This is a genomic window from Shewanella sp. SM95, assembly GCF_025653595.1.
GTDB classification, from domain to species: Bacteria; Pseudomonadota; Gammaproteobacteria; order Enterobacterales; family Shewanellaceae; genus Shewanella; species Shewanella oncorhynchi.
Genome location: NZ_JAKKSE010000016.1, coordinates 87340 through 103151 on the forward strand (window position 1 = coordinate 87340; position 15812 = coordinate 103151).

The window sequence follows — 15812 nt, forward strand, 5'->3', positions numbered from 1 at the left end:
ATAGACTATACCGAGCCATTTGCGAGTAACTATGACTACACATTCACCTATTTTTATCGCTGAAGTATCCAGCAACCATCATAGAGACCTACAACGTTGCATAGAATTTATCAAAACAGCTGCAGACATAGGTTGCGATGCTGTTAAGTTTCAACTGTTTAAAATTGAAGAACTGTTTGCACCTGAGATTCTATCTAAGAGTGAAATGCATCGTAAACGTAAACAATGGGAGTTGCCCGTCAGTTTTCTGCCCCAACTCAAGCAATCCTGCGATGAATACGGTATTCAGTTTTCTTGTACCCCGTTTTATCTCGACGCGGTAGCACAGCTTGAACCCTTTGTGGATTTCTACAAGATCGCATCCTATGAATTACTTTGGGACGACCTGCTAGCGGCCTGCGCGAAAACAGGAAAACCAGTTGTGATTTCAGCGGGCATGGCCACGATAGAAGAAATCGATCACGCGTTAAAAACCTTGAAAGAAAATGGTGCCAGTGACATTACCTTACTGCACTGTGTTTCTGCATATCCAACCCCAGAACGTGAATGTAACTTAGCCGTTTTGGGCAGTTTTAGAAATCGTTACCAAGTTAAAGTTGGATGGTCTGATCATACCGTTTCCAGTGCTGTCATCAATCGGGCCGTACATAGATGGGAAGCGGATGTTGTCGAGTTCCATTTAGATTTAGATGAAACAGGCGATGAATACGCTGCAGGTCATTGCTGGCTACCACAGCAAATTGCAACGGTAATTCAGGGGGTAAAACTTGCAACCGTCATTGATGGAAGCCCTGTAAAACAATTTGTTGCCAGCGAAGCCTCAGATAGAGCATGGCGAGCCGATCCGCAAGATGGATTACGCCCAATGAAGTATCAAAGAGAAAAGTTTGGAGTATCAGAATAATGAGTATGTCCCCAATTACAGTAGTAGCAGATGCTATTATTGAATTTTTAGCCCACCAAGGGATTAAAGCATTTCACAATTATCCCGGCGGAACCATCGCTCCTTTATTAGATGCTTGCAAACGTTTCGGTGTGACTGTTTACACTTCACGAAATGAGCAAGGCGCCGGTTATGCTGCACTGGCTCAAGGCAAACTAACCCAATTACCAGGTATAGTGGCAGTAACATCAGGCCCGGGTGTAACCAACGTATTAACGCCCGTCGCCGATGCCTATTTTGATGGTATTCCGATGTTAGTATTTACGGGCCAAGTAGGTACTGGCGACCTCACAGGCCAAAAAAGAGTAAGACAATCTGGATTCCAAGAAGTTGATACCCCATCATTGATGAAACCTATCACTAAGGGGCAATTCCAACCTAAAAACAGTGCGGAGCTATACGCTATTCTTCCTATTGCATGGCAACTGGCTTTAGAAGGCAGAAGAGGTCCTGTTTCGATTGACTTACCAATGGACGTTCAACGCAGTGCAGCAACTGAATCCATCAAAGCACCCGAAATGGTTGCTAATCCTGTGAATCGCACAGAGCTAGGCACTTTTATAGATGCGCTAATCAATGCCATTGACCATTCACAAAAACCAGTGATTATTTGCGGCAATGGTATGATATCACCAGCATTAGTGGATGCAATCCGTACCTTAAGAAACTACTGGCCTGCACCTGTGAGCCATAGCTTGCTGGGCGTAGGAGTTTTGGACACCGATGATTCTGGTTCATTAGGGTTTCATGGCCATACCGGTAGCCAATTAGCAGGTAAGGCAATTGCTGAGTGTGATTTATTACTGGTATTAGGTTCCAGATTAGATGTTCGCCAAACTGGCACACTGAAAACAGCCTTTGCCTCCAATGCTAAAATTTTTAGAGTCGATTTAGATATTGGAGAATTAACTGATAGTCGTATCGCTCACCATAAGGCTGTTCAAGCTGAACTTGAGCAATTTTTTGATGCCTTACACCCCAAATTTGCTCAATTATCACCACCTAATCTATCATCATGGCATAACACCATTTCGCAGTGGAAAGCGCAATTAGCTTGGCCCTACCCAGATTATCCAGGAATTGCACCTAAACTCTTGCTAGAAAAACTAAGCAACTCTTTGCCAGAGAACACTATCGTCACCACAGGTGTTGGCGCACATCAACATTGGGTTGCAAGGCACTTTAGATTTGCCCTCCCCCATCGCCAGCTTTTTACCTCGGCAGGCCATGGCACCATGGGCTATGATCTCCCGACAGCGATAGGTGCCGCAATCCACTCACCAGAGTCCACCATTTTGTGTATCGCGGGTGACGGTTCATTTCAAATGAATATCCAAGAACTGGGCGTGATCAAGGAGTTAGGCCTTAAGATCAAAATACTGGTTCTGGATAACCACAGACTAGGCTTAGTATCTCAATTCCAATTAATGAATTGGGAAACCGATACTGCTTGCGGTAACAAACAATCGCCTAATTTTGCCTTAATAGCTCAAGGTTACGGCATTAAAGCATTGCATTGTAGTGATAGCACTAAACTAGAACAAACATTGGCTGAATTTATTGAGACCGATGAATCCATTCTGCTTCATATCGAAATTGCCACAGAGCATGATGTCCTCCCAATGCTATTAGGGGGTCAAACAACAGATAAAATGTGGCCTTACTTTGACATGCAAGGTAATCCAAGGGATCCATCAAATGTCTAAACTCGTTTTAATCACAGGTGGAAGCAGAGGAATTGGTGCCGGTATCGCCAAAGCCTTTGCGGAGGCGGGATATTGGGTCGCTATAACTTACCTTAATAACCAAGATAAAGCCGTGTCATTAGCTAACATCTTAGGAGATAAGGTAGCCGCTTTTGCATTGGATCAATCAAAACCTGAGAGTATTAAACAATGTATTACTGAGGTCGAAAAATATTTTAATCGAAGTATTGATGTACTGATTAATAATGGCGCCATAGCCCAGGAAAAGCCCTTTAGCGACATTACTGCCGATGATTTTACCACTATGCTGAACACTAATCTGCGCGGCCCATTCTTGCTCGCACAAGCTTGTATTCCTGCAATGCAACAGCATGGCTTTGGCAGAATCATCAACATTGGCTCCATTGGAGGTCAGTGGGGAGGCTATAACCAAGTTCACTATGCCGCAGCCAAGGCAGGGCTTATTAACCTAAGCCAATCAATTGCAAAAATCTATTCGCGATATGGGATAAGAGCCAACACGATTGCTATAGGTTTAGTTGCAACAGAAATGACTGAGCATGAATTGAATACTGAGACAGGCAAACAAAAAGCAGCGGCAATTCCAGTTGGACGTCTTGGCAAAGTTGAAGATATAGCCTCAATCGCCCTCTTTCTCGCCTCCCAAGATAGTGATTATCTCAGTGGACAAACCATAAATGCCAATGGCGGAATGTACTTTGGATAAGGATGCTCTAATGAGAAGAAATTGCTTTCTTTGTCAATCAAAAACCGAAGTTGTTTTTTCAACAACTTGGGTACTTCCTGGCCTCGAACCAAGGGAAATAGGTTTTTCTGTATGTCCTGAATGTGGATCTGTTTGTCAAAGTCCATCGGTTAGTTTTGATGAAATGATGACGTTTTATAGCTCGATGGCGGTTTACACTAATCCAGGAAGACAAGAGAAACCAACTGAAGCCAAGATTAGAGACCTTGATGAGCAAATTCGTTTTATTCGTAGAGGCATAGGTTTCCTTCCCAACTCAGCACTGCAAATTGGTAGCTCTGACGGTTATACCTTATCGCGTTTTCGCGAGGCAGGAATTAGCAGAGTCCTAGGCGTTGAGCCAGGTACAGCGTCAGTTGAACTTGCAAAACGGTTATATCAAATCGATTGTATCCACGGCAGCGCAGAAGATTTTGACACTGACGAACAATTTGAGCTAATTATTTTGACCCATGTGCTGGAGCATCTTTATCGTCCCCAAGACACCCTAAAAAAATGCCATAACCTGCAACAGAACATGGCAGAGGGGTTTATTTATGTCGAAGTGCCACTCATGGCTAAACCTGCCAGTCTATGCCCTGGATTTTTCTCTTTCGAACACATTAATTACTACACTCGGGATAATTTGGTTCGCAGTCTGAGCGAAGCGGGTTATTCAGTTGTATCTCTCGTCGAGCACTACAACAGTAACCTTTCGCCTATTATTGGCGTGCTAGCAAGTACCAAAGCACAAGACCACTGTGATGATGCACAACCCAATATCTGCCGGAATAGGGCTATTTTGTCTGATTACCGCGCAAAAGAAGTGGCGTACTGGCAAGGTTGTTTAAATGCAATATTACCAGCACTTAAGCAGCGTAAGCGAATCTTCCTTTGGGGTGCAGGTATCCATACATGCCAAATTGTTGCCAACACTAATCTTATCGACGAATGCGTTATAACGGGACTGACTGATACCTCCAAACTAAAGTGGGGATTAAGGCAAGGTGAGTGGATTTGCCAAGCGCCAGATACAATCGATTGGCAGGATGGAGATTGTGTCCTCATCTCATCCTACGCCAGTGAGAAAGAAATATTTGATGCGATCAAATGGCTAAGAGATAAAGGTATTCTCACCTTAAGACTTCACAATGTTGACGATACTCGGACTCATTAATGATAAAGAATTTACTGATTGTGGGTGCAGGCGTAGAAGCCTGTGAAGGTATCCGCATTGCCAAGGAAATGGGACTTAAACTTGTTATTGCTGATGGCAACCCCTCAGCCCCAGGACTTACCATGGCAGATTGGCCAATTATTGCCAGTACCTACGATGGTCAAGCCATCTTAGCTGAAGTCAAAAAACTCCAAACACAGGGCGTAAATATTGATGGTGCGATCGCCATGTGTGCCGATGTACCTTTAAGTGTAGCTATCGTCAGTAATGACTTGGGGTTACCAGGCCTGTCACTTGAGTCAGCTTTTTGGGTTTCTGATAAATTAGCAATGAAAAAGAGGCTGCAAGCAGAAGGTATTCCTATTCCACGCTTTGCGGATGTATCGGATAAATCAATTTTACTTAGTCAAGCCAATCAGATTGGCTTTCCACTGATTATTAAACCCGTTGATAGCCGTGGCGCACGTGGAGTTCAGCTAATAGAGATAGCCTCAGAACTTGATAGCGCATGGGAATTGGCAGCCAAAGAATCCCCAACCTCAAGGGTCATGCTGGAAGAATATCTCGAAGGTCCACAGTTCAGTACAGAAACCTTGATCGATCGTGGACGCTACTATACCCTCGGTTTTGCCGACCGTAACTATGAGTGGCTCCCTCGAACTAAGCCTTTTATCATTGAAAATGGCGGCGATGCTCCTACGGGTGTTAGTGCAAACATCAAAGCTGAGGTTATTGCCACTGTTGAACGAGCAGCAGCGGCACTTAGGATCAACCAAGGCGTAGCCAAGGGAGATATGGTCTATACGGCTCAAGGCGCTAAAGTGATTGAAATTGCAGGGAGACTCTCAGGCGGATTCTTTTCGACCACCCAAATCCCCCTTGCGACTGGCGTTAATTTTATCGAAAAGGCTATCAAACTCGCCCTTGGCGAGCCCTTAACCACAGAGGAAGTTACAGCTAAATATCAGCGGGCGGTCGCTATTCGCTACCTTGATTTAGCACCAGGCCAAGTCCGCCACATTTATGGAGAATCACAAGCATATCAATCTATTGGGGTTGAAATGTTAACGCTATTTATAGCGCCTGGTAGCGTAATTTATCCGCTTGCTAATCATACGCAAAGAACGGGATTTGCTATAGCCTGTGCCGATAACAAAACCGATGCAATAGCCAGAGCGCAAGCCGCGCTGGCGTTGATCCACATCGAATATGAGGATGAACCAGTATGACTACTGCCCTCTACACGGTATTTCATCTCAATCTAGCCTTTTCCTCCATTGAAAATGAACAACATGCCGAAGTCATTCGCAAATGCTATTGGCCACTCCTACAGATAGCGCAAAAAGGTATTCCTGTCGGAATTGAAATGACGGCCTATACCTTAGAAGCAGTTCAACAGGTTGACCCTCTGTGGGTAGCGGAATTCAAACTATTGCTCCAACAAGGAATGTGCGAACTTATCGCCAGCGGTGATAGCCAAATTATTGGGCCTTTGGTTCCTGCAAAAGTCAATCAGGCTAACCTCCGTCTTGGGCAGGATACCTATCACACCTTGCTTGGGGTACGTCCTCAAATTGCCTATATCAATGAGCAAGCCGTTTCAGCAGGGCTCTTAGATGTTTATATCGATCAAGGTTTTGAAGCTGTAGTGGTGGAATGGGATAATCCCTACTCCCATAATCCAAACTGGTCCAACACACTGTTAGATAGGCCACAGAGTTTACAAGCCGCAAGTGGTAGAACAATTAAGGTGATTTGGAACCACGCAATCGCTTTTCAAAAGTTCCAGCGTTATGTTCATGGCGAATTAACACTCGAAGATTATCTGCACTATCTCGTTAAAATCTTCAAACCTGGCATGTTGGCCTTTCCTGTTTATGGCAGTGATGCCGAAGTGTTCGACTTTCGTCCAGGTCGCTATCAAACTGAGGCGGATCACGTTGAAGGGGAATGGCAGCGGATTACCACCCTTTTTAACACTCTTGCAGAGATGGATAACTATTGTTGGCAGTTGCCTCAACACATTCTTAAGTTTTGGCAAGAATCAAATGCGGTCGAAATCACCAATGCAGAGCATCCGGTTTCAGTCAAAAAACAAGCTAAATATAATGTTAGCCGCTGGGGATTAAGTGGTCGTAATGACCTCCTACTTAACAGTCTATGCTATCAACGATTCACCACACTCGCACATAATCCACATGCAACAGAGCAAGACTGGCGAAACTTATGCCGTATGTGGGCAAGCGATCTGCGTACCCACCTCACCGCAAAACGCTATCAGCAACTTAACTTGGTTGCTAATCCTGCTGATGCGCCAGTATTTGCGCCTTGGGAAGCACAAGAAGATATTCAGATTGAGTACGATACACAAAGACGTCGTTTGCATATTCGTACCCCTAAGGTACACCTGAGCCTAAATGGTAACCGTGGATTAGCTATTGATAAATTAGCCTTTAAGTCCCACGGCTTTGAACCCGTCCTAGGTACCTTATCCCATGGTTACTTCGACCATATTAGTTATGGTGCTGATTTCTACTCGAATCATTTGTTGATGGAACGATTTCGTGCACGTGATCGTGTCACCGATCTCAATCGGGTGAATTATGAATTAGGCTGCGCAGAGGGCAATTTAGTGATTTATTGCCGTCAATCATTAAAAAGTGGCGCCATCATTAAATGGTACCGTATCGAGCATGAATCTTTACATACAGGCCTTTTCTTTGAGGACAAGCAGCGCCCTGAAGCCTCAATCCGACTCAGTTATCTGACTTTACTCGGCTATGATAATAGAGCCTGGTACCAGACCAATCTCGGTGGTGAACAGGAAGAGTTTTTTCAAATACAAGAGGATATGGACCAAGGTTCTCCTGTTTCTTCAATTGTTTCGGCAAATAGCGCCATTGGTGCTACTGCTGGCCAAATTCGGTTTGGCAGCGGCCAATGTGGCGTGCGATTAACTTGGGATCCCGCCAATTGTGCTGCACTCCCCATGATTTTGAGTAAAAAAATAGATGATAAATACCTTAATCGACTATGGTTTTCGTTAGCAGAAGCCGATGAGACACTCAAGGAAGGTGGCAATTTACTCGATTTCAATCTCTGCATTACCCCAGAGAGTATTAATCTATGACCAAAATACTCGCCATCATTGGCGCACGCCTTAACTCTAGTCGCTTAGCTGGTAAACATTTGCTACCACTCGCTTGTGATGCCGCAGGTAATACTCTTCCTATTATTGGCCATATTTTAAGGCGCCTAAAGACGTGTAGCACAATTAGCGCAATAGAACTTGCCACAACTGCAGATGAGTTCAACCAACCCCTAATCAATTGGGCACAAGAAAACCAGCTAACCTGTGTCCCCTTTGAAGGTGATGTTAATGATCTGATGGGCAGGCTTGATAGGATCATCCAGCGACAACAGCCTGATTATATCGTGTATATCTGTGGTGATTGCCCACTTATAGACCCCAATTTTATCGATCACGCCTTAACGGCACTAATGGCATCAAACAAGGACAGTATTAAGCTCCGTGACAATGTAAGCTCAATTCATGAGGGAATGGCATTTTACAGCCAAAGGGGATGGAAAAAACTGATGACAGCCAGTCAATGCGACATGTCTCGGGAACACGTAGGTTATGCAGATAAACTCACCCCTGTACTTGATTATCTCTCTATTGACGATAGTGCGGATCATTCACGGATAAAGCACCGGATTTCCGTGGATACCCCTGCCGATTTTCGCTTTATGGCAGAGGTGTACTTTCGTTGGTATGTCCACCATGGTACGGAGTCGATTGTAAGCCTTGAATGGGTACAGCAACAACTGCTTGATGACCTTGCATTAGCCGCGATAAATACCCATGTACAGCAAAAAGCTGCCGATAAACAGTATCCTAAGGTAAGCCTTTATTGCCATGTTGATAGTGTCATAGGGATGGGGCACCTCAAACGCTGTGCCCTGATTGCCGAGGCACTACAGGAACAATTAGGATTAGGCACCCAATTACATGTTATTGGCTCCCCCTATGAACTCCCTTGGCTACACACCAAAGTGCAATGGTTTGAGGATGAAGTTGAACTCTTTACTCGCATTAAGCAGGACAAAAATCCCCTATTGATATTGGATTTCCATCCCGATTTTATCGATATGCTAGCTCTTGAAGATGCCTGTCACCACGCCAAACAGCAAGGTCATGCATTACTCGCGCTCGACAAGCTAACTGTGTTTGTAGAAAGTGTCGATAAGCTATTTATTCCGAGTTTTTATTGCAGTATTAAACATCCCAATATCAGTTACGGTTGGCAAAATTATCTCTTTAGTCCTATCACATTGCTCCCTAAAAAACCGCAAGTGATGATTTTAACGGGCGGCACAGATGCGCTGGATTACGGTCGATATCTACCCCATTTACTGGAAGATACGATCAACCCTCACTGGGATTACCTTTGGATAAGAGGCCCGTTAGCAAAGGCGCCTGAGATCAAAAGTGACTCCAAGATCAAGGTTCTCCATAATCCGAGCAACCTGCCACAATTATTGGCCGAATCAACAATAATATTAAGCTGTTACGGCTTATCCTTATTTGAATCTATCGCCGCACGGGCAGCCACTATCCTGTTACCAGTCAAACACCTGTGTGAAAATGCCGAATTGGACGCACTGGCAGCACATCAATGTTGCCAAATAAGCAATACTTTACCCGAGGCCGTATCTCAATTAATGATTTTACAAAACCAGCCTGAAGTTCGGAATCAACTTATAAATAAAGCTGGAACAGTTTTTGCCGATATAAAGGGGATGTCAAAATTACTTTCTATCGTGAGTGAGTTGCTTACGACCGTAAACCGTCACTGAGGAACAATGTATGTTTATCTTAGTTACCACCCCCGTAGGTAGAACAGAGCTAGGCGATCAAATCGATTATTTCCCGAGCCGTTGGAGTGGTAGCTCAGGCAAATTTAAAGTCACGACCTTTTACCCGTTTAATTTATCTTATCTCACCGCCATGCTAAAACGCGATACGGAGCATCGGGTCCGTATGATAGATATGAACTATTACGGAGTCGACAGTGATGAATATCTCAATATAGTCATCCAACTCGCACCAGATTTATTGATTGTAGAAATTGACTCTATTATTTACCGCAAACAATTGGCCATATTTAAGGTGCTTAAGCAACACTTGCCGCAACTTAAAATTCTTGCCTGCGGTCCGCAGCCGACTGCGACCCCAGAAGACTGTTTGCTGCAAGGCGTAGATTATATTGCTACAGGTGAATTTGAGCATTCCATCACTCACTTTATCCAAAGCGGTTTAAATGTTCATTCTCCTGGGATATATCCCAATAAACAGCCGAATTTAGTTGATATTAATACATTACCCTTGCCCGATGATATCGATCTCAAACGACGTAATTACTGCCGTCTGTATGGCTCAGAATATAACGAAGTTGAAATGTGGATCACCCGTGGCTGCCCGGTAATGTGCAATTTTTGTGTGGTGGCAAATGTCTACTATGCCAAACCTAACCACAGGGTGAGGGATTTAGATAAAGTCATTGCTGAAATTCGCTATCTCCAAAAGACCATACCCGATTTAGAGGGTATCTTCTTCAATGAAGAAGCCCACACCATTAACCGCAATTATCTACGAGCCCTGTGCCAAAGATTGATCGATGAAGGCCTGAATAAAGAGCTTAAATTCAACTGCATGGGTAACTACGACACTCTTGATACCGTAACACTCACACTGATGAAGCAGGCCGGATATTATAAAATCCGTATTGGGCTTGAGAGTTTAGATGAATCAGTAATGCAGCATATTTCTAAGTACCGTTCGAAGAGCAACTACCAACGTCTACTTGATGTACTGCACGATTGCCGCGAACTAGGAATTAAAATATACGGCACAATGTCAGTCGGAACCGTTGGGGCCAATTACGATTCAGACATTGAGTCGCTCAATACGATTAAAAAATTGCATGCCGAGGGATACATTCAGGAATTTTCTCTCTCCATCAACACCCCACTTCAAGGGACGCCTTTTTTTGATAAAGCAAAAGCGGAAGGTTGGCTTATTGCCACCTCCTCTGACTATGATGGGAGCTATGGTTCGATGGTCAACCTCCCCAATTATTCGGCGGAATTGATCAATAAAGCGTTTGAATATGGTTCGAAAATCAGAGCTCACATCAACCAAATAAACCAAGAGAAAGGCGTGCGTTACTCCTCCTATGACCGCGAATGGTGCGCCCCTGTTTATGCCACATCCCATCGTCTAATTGGGACCAAAATACTATGATGCCAATCTTGAGTGTTTGCATCCCTAACTACAACCATGGTGCGGTATTAGGGGAAACCTTAACCTCGGTATTATCAAAAAACGTCACTGCAAATTTGGATGACGTTGAAGTACTGGTTTCCGATAATGCGTCCACCGATAACAGCCTCAGTATTATTGCTCCGTGGCGCAGCCACCCAAATCTCCGGGTACTTGAGCAACCCCACACGCTGCCAATGTCCAGCCACTGGAACAGAGTGATGCAAGCTGCCAAGGCTAATTGGGTATTAGTGTTATCCTCCGACGATATATTACTACCCCAGTCACTGGACACCTTAAAAGCAGTGATCAAATCAACCGAAGCAGACGCGATATTCTTTGAATACGATTTTCTCACGCCCCAAGGCCGAGTCAGTAAATGCCCCTTCTATATGAACAGCGCGATAATTCTGGGTGAAGAGCAAAGCAAAATTTTTCTGAAGGGAAACAATTTCCCTCTCTCTGCATGCTTGTTTCGTCGCAAAGCACTGGAACAACTCGGTGGATTTGACGAAACAAAAGTCTTCTGCACTGACTGGCATGCATGGCTAGGCTTAAGTGCACGGGCATCTAAGATCATATATATCAAAGAGCCTTTAATGCTATACCGACAACACGAGGCCAACGAAACTCATCGATGTATTGAAAACCTGAGTGCTCTTAAGGAAGTCATCGCGATGAAACAGGACTTTATCAACAAAAATAAAGTGACTGATCCCGACGTACTATGGGGGGCGTTAAATAATGATGTAAAACTGGCCCATCGCTATGCTGAAATAATGAAATCTCGTCAGTTAGAACAAGCTTATTTACATTATCAAAAACAAGTGACGTTACTCACGAATAGACTCACTAGTCTGAGGTCAACAAAACCCATGCCGATGACAGCTCCTTATCCATTACCATTGGGCTCAGAAGTAATAGGACTGGCCAATCTAGCTCTCAAATAATCCTCTAGACAGTAACTTTCCGACCAATGCGGCAGGGTCGGTATATGCTCATCGTTAGGATGTATAATCTCCATAATGCCATTATTGAGCGGACTATATCTGACGTTTAGCGTATACCCCAACTTTTCAAACAAGCGACTTAAACGTTCGAAGGTCCATAATTGTTCAGTCCTGACTCGATATGTTAACAAGGGTAGTGGAGCTGAATAAGAGGACAACAACATAATAGCGTTAGCTACATCCCGCACATCAGTTAACGCAAAGTGTTTATCTTTATGTCCAAGATTGACAGACCGTTTAGTCTTGACTGCATCGACAAAGTAATCAACTAACTTCCCCCGAGGATCATTAGGGCCATAGCTAGATGACAATATCAAATGATAACAATCAAGCCTTTCACAGCGACGATAATAATCCAAAAACACCGCAAGACTTTGTTTAGATGCACTATACATATCCACTGGGCCAGGGGTTTCAATATCCCCAAATTGCCAAAAACTACCTGTTGCGATAAAGCGAATATTCACCTGTGTCGATGCCCATTGCAGCAAACGAAGGGGCAATAATAAATTCGCCTGCAAGCCTTCTCCTTTAGCCTCCTCACCATAACTGGCCGCAAGGTGAACGATCACTTTAGGGGCAAACATTGCTAGGTGAGATTCAAGCCTAGGGTCATCAAATGCAAGAGCCCCATCTATCGCGTGACGATTAATACATAAAATCTGCCAACCTTCAAACAATGCGCTCCTTCGTAACGTCTGCCCAAGAAAACCCGAAGCACCTGTTATCACCATACTCTTAGTCACTTAACCTCCGGCATAATAACACTAACGAATCAGCCATATAGTCGAGCATTGGTGTATCTAAACTGGGATGCACTCCTAACCAGAAGGTATTGGTCATCACATCGTCAGTATTGGTTAATTCAGTCGCAACACGATAATTGAGCCCTTTAAAATAAGGTTGTTTAGTCAAATTCCCAGCAAAGAGTAATCGTGTTCCAATTTTTGCCTGTTCTAACTCTCGCAGTAGTAAAGTTCTTCTCCCTGCAAGGGAACCAGACAAGGTCAGCGGTATACCAAACCAACTTGGATTGCTTCCCTGTGTAGCTTGTGCAATTTCAAGCCCATCAACATGACTTAGTTTAGATGCTAAATAGTTGAAATTATGGCGACGTTTCTCACAAAATGAAGCTAATTTATCCATTTGTGATAGACCACAAGCCGCCTGCATATCGGTGATTTTTAGGTTATAACCAATATGGCTGTAAATGTACTTGTGGTCATAACCTTGGGGAAGCTCACCGAGTTGATGGTCGAAGCGACGTTTGCAAGTATTATCCTCCCCAGGCTTACAATAACAATCACGCCCCCAATCACGAAAGGATTCGACAATTTTTGCCAACTTTTTGGAGCGGGTAAACACTGCACCGCCCTCCCCTGTTGTGATATGGTGAGCGGGGTAAAAACTTAAAGTTGCGACATCACCAAAACTTCCTACATGCGACCCTTGATATGTGCTGCCAAGGGCATCACAACAGTCCTCGATTAACCACAACCCATGCTGATCGCAAAACGATCTCACTGCTGCAAGATCGAAAGGGTTACCTAAAGTATGCGCAATCATGACCGCACGCGTCCGCTCACTTAAAGCTTGCTCAAGTAAACTTACATCAATGTTCAAAGTGTAGGGATTGACGTCCACAAAAACAGGGATCGCTTGGTTTTGAATTATCGGATTAACCGTTGTAGGAAATCCGGCAGCGACAGTAATCACCTCATCGCCGGCACGTATAGCTTTTTCCTGCAATTTTGGGGATGTCAATGCAGTGAAAGCTAATAAATTTGCAGCAGAGCCTGAGACTGTAGTCAATACATGTTCAACCCCCAGCCATTGCCCCAATCGCTGTTCAAAAGCTTTATTGTAACGTCCTGAGGTTAACCAACCATCTAAGCAAGCATCAACTAACATGCTGATATCATTACTATCAATCAACTTACCCGAAACAGGTATATAGCTCTCTCCTGCGATAAACAACTTCTTTACTTGCTTATCAGTGTATTGTCGGGTAAGGGTTAAAATCTGCTCCCTCAATGCAGCTTGGTTCGTCAAAGACAAGCTCCTGTTTCAGATAAAGATGAATTCATATAATTGTGAATTTGCGCTTGAGTGAGTAGCCTAACATCTGCACCATCCGCTACACCTAGATACCATTCAAGGATCTTTTCAATTGTCTGGCTCAGGCTCCAATGGGGTTGCCATTGTAATGACTCGCGTGCCTTTGTGCTGTCCAATAGTAGAATTTCCGCTTCCTTAAATCGACTAAATTGTGATTCAAAACAATATTGCATGCCTATATGTTGGTAACAACGTTGCACTAACTCGCCAACAGTCAACATATCCTTTGCAAGGGGACCAAAATTCCACGCTTCAGCATACTTCTGGGGCTGCTGATATAACGCCTCAGCTAACAGTAGATAACCGTGTAATGCGTCTAGCACATGTTGCCAGGGGCGAACAGCATCTGGATGACGCAATGCGACATGCTTACGGCGAACGATCGCAGCCATAGTATCAGGAATAATACGGTTAGCAGCATAATCCCCCCCCCCAATCACATTGCCCGCCCTTACAGATGCAATACCTATTTGGGGAGTGTTGCCGAAAAATGAAGCTCGATAAGCATTTACCACCAGTTCACAGCCAGCTTTGGAGCAGGAATAGGGATCAAAACCACCAAGACGATCGGACTCAATAAAACTATACTCGCCATGGGAAGGCTGATAACACTTGTCGGAACTGACGATGATAACGGCTAAAGGTAAAGGCCAATCCTTAAGGGTATCGAGTAATTTAGCCGTCCCCATGATGTTGGTATCTAGGGTGCTCAAGGGGTCCTGATATCCCGTAGCCACCAAAGATTGCGCCGCAAGATGGAAAATTACGTCAGGTTTAAACGCCATTATCTCTTTTTTGATTAACTCAGCATTATTTATGTCACCAATCCTATGCTCAACCACTGAGGCAATTTTTGCTAAATCAAATAATTGCTTTGGCATCACCTCTAAAGAAAACCCACGAACCTGCGCCCCAAGTGTCGTTAACATCAGGCTCATCCAACTGCCCTTAAAACCAGTATGTCCGGTCAGAAACACCCTTTTACCGGACCAAAAATCCACACTTGCTTTCATAGCCAGCATTTCCAAGGCGCTTTATCCGTTTGCCACAAGTTTTCCATTTGTAGTTTGTCCCTTAATGTATCAATCGGATGCCAGAATCCATCATGGCGAAATGCCATTAATTCCCCTGCCATGGCGAGTTGTTGCAGTGGCTCTTGCTCCCAAGAGGTGTTATCACCGTCAATAAAAGTCAGCACCTTAGGCGACAGGACAAAAAAACCACCATTAATCCGCCCACCTTCATTGGCTGGCTTTTCATCAAAACGAATCACTTGATTCCCCTCAAGCGTAAGCCCACCAAACCTTGGGGGAGGAACCACTGCCGATAAGGTAGCTAATCGGCCATGCTCTTTATGAAATCGGATCACAGAGCTGATATCAATATCCGACAAGCCATCCCCGTAGGTCATACAAAAAGTGTCTTCACCATCGAGCAATTTAGCAATGCGTTTAAGGCGGCCACCAGTCATAGTGTCACGCCCTGTATCTACTAATGTCACTTTCCAAGGCACAGTGGAAGCGTTATGAAGATACCGCTCCCCAGTCATAAAATCCAAAGTCACATCACTGGTAAAAAGATGATAATTACTAAAATACTGCTTAATTACTTCCCCCTTGTAACCACAAAGGATGATGAAATCACTTAATCCATGCACTGAATAAATTTTCATGATATGCCACAACAGAGGTAAGCCACCAATCTCTACCATTGGTTTAGGCCGAAGGGCAGTTTCTTCACTTAAACGAGTCCCCAAACCTCCAGCCAAGATCACAACCTTCATAGAGC

13 protein-coding genes are annotated in these 15812 nt (G+C 44.2%); 9 read left to right on the forward strand and 4 right to left on the reverse strand.

Features of this window, described 5'->3' with window-relative positions; all coding sequences use genetic code 11:
• Window positions 1-31 precede the first annotated feature (31 nt).
• From L5M29_RS16620 to L5M29_RS16660, 9 genes are read left to right on the forward strand one after another with little or no spacing between them, the layout of a single operon-like run.
• Window positions 32-904, forward strand: a complete 873-nt coding sequence (locus L5M29_RS16620) for an N-acetylneuraminate synthase family protein (RefSeq protein WP_263168870.1) — start codon at window positions 32-34, stop codon at window positions 902-904.
• Window positions 904-2649, forward strand: coding sequence for a thiamine pyrophosphate-binding protein (locus tag L5M29_RS16625; protein WP_263168873.1), 1746 nt, complete (start codon window positions 904-906; stop codon window positions 2647-2649). Before L5M29_RS16620 ends, L5M29_RS16625 begins: the two co-directional genes overlap by 1 nt.
• Window positions 2642-3376, forward strand: coding sequence for an SDR family NAD(P)-dependent oxidoreductase (locus L5M29_RS16630; RefSeq protein WP_263168875.1), 735 nt, complete (start codon window positions 2642-2644; stop codon window positions 3374-3376). The genes L5M29_RS16625 and L5M29_RS16630 overlap by 8 nt, the downstream gene beginning before the upstream one ends.
• Window positions 3377-3386: 10 nt before the next feature.
• Window positions 3387-4571, forward strand: coding sequence for a class I SAM-dependent methyltransferase (locus L5M29_RS16635; protein ID WP_263168876.1), 1185 nt, complete (start codon window positions 3387-3389; stop codon window positions 4569-4571).
• A complete protein-coding gene (locus tag L5M29_RS16640; RefSeq protein ID WP_263168880.1) occupies window positions 4571-5800 on the forward strand; it encodes an ATP-grasp domain-containing protein in 1230 nt (409 codons plus the stop codon). Before L5M29_RS16635 ends, L5M29_RS16640 begins: the two co-directional genes overlap by 1 nt.
• The gene (locus L5M29_RS16645) at window positions 5797-7701 is read left to right on the forward strand and encodes a glycoside hydrolase (protein WP_263168883.1); all 1905 of its coding nucleotides are present in this window, start codon (window positions 5797-5799) and stop codon (window positions 7699-7701) included. Before L5M29_RS16640 ends, L5M29_RS16645 begins: the two co-directional genes overlap by 4 nt.
• Entirely contained in the window at window positions 7698-9431 is a 1734-nt protein-coding gene (locus L5M29_RS16650) for a cytidylyltransferase domain-containing protein (RefSeq protein WP_263168885.1), read from the forward strand. Before L5M29_RS16645 ends, L5M29_RS16650 begins: the two co-directional genes overlap by 4 nt.
• Before the next feature lie 10 nt (window positions 9432-9441).
• On the forward strand, window positions 9442-10878 hold the full coding sequence (locus tag L5M29_RS16655; RefSeq protein ID WP_263168888.1) for a B12-binding domain-containing radical SAM protein: 1437 nt from the start codon (window positions 9442-9444) through the stop codon (window positions 10876-10878).
• The gene (locus L5M29_RS16660) at window positions 10875-11846 is read left to right on the forward strand and encodes a glycosyltransferase family 2 protein (protein WP_263168890.1); all 972 of its coding nucleotides are present in this window, start codon (window positions 10875-10877) and stop codon (window positions 11844-11846) included. The genes L5M29_RS16655 and L5M29_RS16660 overlap by 4 nt, the downstream gene beginning before the upstream one ends.
• On the opposite strand, the gene L5M29_RS16665 is transcribed toward L5M29_RS16660, so the two are convergent.
• The 4 genes from L5M29_RS16665 to rfbF are packed head-to-tail and all read right to left on the reverse strand — an operon-like array spanning window position 11789 to window position 15807.
• Window positions 11789-12652, reverse strand: a complete 864-nt coding sequence (locus tag L5M29_RS16665; RefSeq protein WP_263168891.1) for an NAD-dependent epimerase/dehydratase family protein — start codon at window positions 12650-12652, stop codon at window positions 11789-11791. The two genes, L5M29_RS16660 and L5M29_RS16665, sit on opposite strands and share 58 nt — an antisense overlap.
• Window positions 12645-13958: a lipopolysaccharide biosynthesis protein RfbH gene (gene rfbH / locus L5M29_RS16670; RefSeq protein WP_263168893.1), complete on the reverse strand. Its 1314-nt coding sequence runs from the start codon at window positions 13956-13958 to the stop codon at window positions 12645-12647. Before rfbH ends, L5M29_RS16665 begins: the two co-directional genes overlap by 8 nt.
• Window positions 13955-15037, reverse strand: a complete 1083-nt coding sequence (gene rfbG / locus L5M29_RS16675; protein ID WP_263168895.1) for a CDP-glucose 4,6-dehydratase — start codon at window positions 15035-15037, stop codon at window positions 13955-13957. The genes rfbH and rfbG overlap by 4 nt, the downstream gene beginning before the upstream one ends.
• Window positions 15034-15807 (reverse strand): glucose-1-phosphate cytidylyltransferase, encoded by a 774-nt coding sequence (gene rfbF, locus L5M29_RS16680; protein ID WP_263168897.1) that lies wholly within the window; start codon window positions 15805-15807, stop codon window positions 15034-15036. Before rfbF ends, rfbG begins: the two co-directional genes overlap by 4 nt.
• Window positions 15808-15812: the final 5 nt, after the last annotated feature.

What these genes read in the sequence shown, in the direction of transcription:
- rfbF (WP_263168897.1), bottom strand. Translation starts at nt 15,807, where the DNA reads ATGAAGGTTGTGATCTTGGCTGGAGGTTTGGGGACTCGTTTAAGTGAA.
- L5M29_RS16640 (WP_263168880.1), top strand. Translation starts at nt 4,571, where the DNA reads ATGATAAAGAATTTACTGATTGTGGGTGCAGGCGTAGAAGCCTGTGAA.
- L5M29_RS16620 (WP_263168870.1), top strand. Translation starts at nt 32, where the DNA reads ATGACTACACATTCACCTATTTTTATCGCTGAAGTATCCAGCAACCAT.
- L5M29_RS16630 (WP_263168875.1), top strand. Translation starts at nt 2,642, where the DNA reads ATGTCTAAACTCGTTTTAATCACAGGTGGAAGCAGAGGAATTGGTGCC.
- L5M29_RS16625 (WP_263168873.1), top strand. Translation starts at nt 904, where the DNA reads ATGAGTATGTCCCCAATTACAGTAGTAGCAGATGCTATTATTGAATTT.
- L5M29_RS16635 (WP_263168876.1), top strand. Translation starts at nt 3,387, where the DNA reads ATGAGAAGAAATTGCTTTCTTTGTCAATCAAAAACCGAAGTTGTTTTT.
- L5M29_RS16660 (WP_263168890.1), top strand. Translation starts at nt 10,875, where the DNA reads ATGATGCCAATCTTGAGTGTTTGCATCCCTAACTACAACCATGGTGCG.
- L5M29_RS16655 (WP_263168888.1), top strand. Translation starts at nt 9,442, where the DNA reads ATGTTTATCTTAGTTACCACCCCCGTAGGTAGAACAGAGCTAGGCGAT.
- L5M29_RS16650 (WP_263168885.1), top strand. Translation starts at nt 7,698, where the DNA reads ATGACCAAAATACTCGCCATCATTGGCGCACGCCTTAACTCTAGTCGC.
- L5M29_RS16645 (WP_263168883.1), top strand. Translation starts at nt 5,797, where the DNA reads ATGACTACTGCCCTCTACACGGTATTTCATCTCAATCTAGCCTTTTCC.
- rfbG (WP_263168895.1), bottom strand. Translation starts at nt 15,037, where the DNA reads ATGAAAGCAAGTGTGGATTTTTGGTCCGGTAAAAGGGTGTTTCTGACC.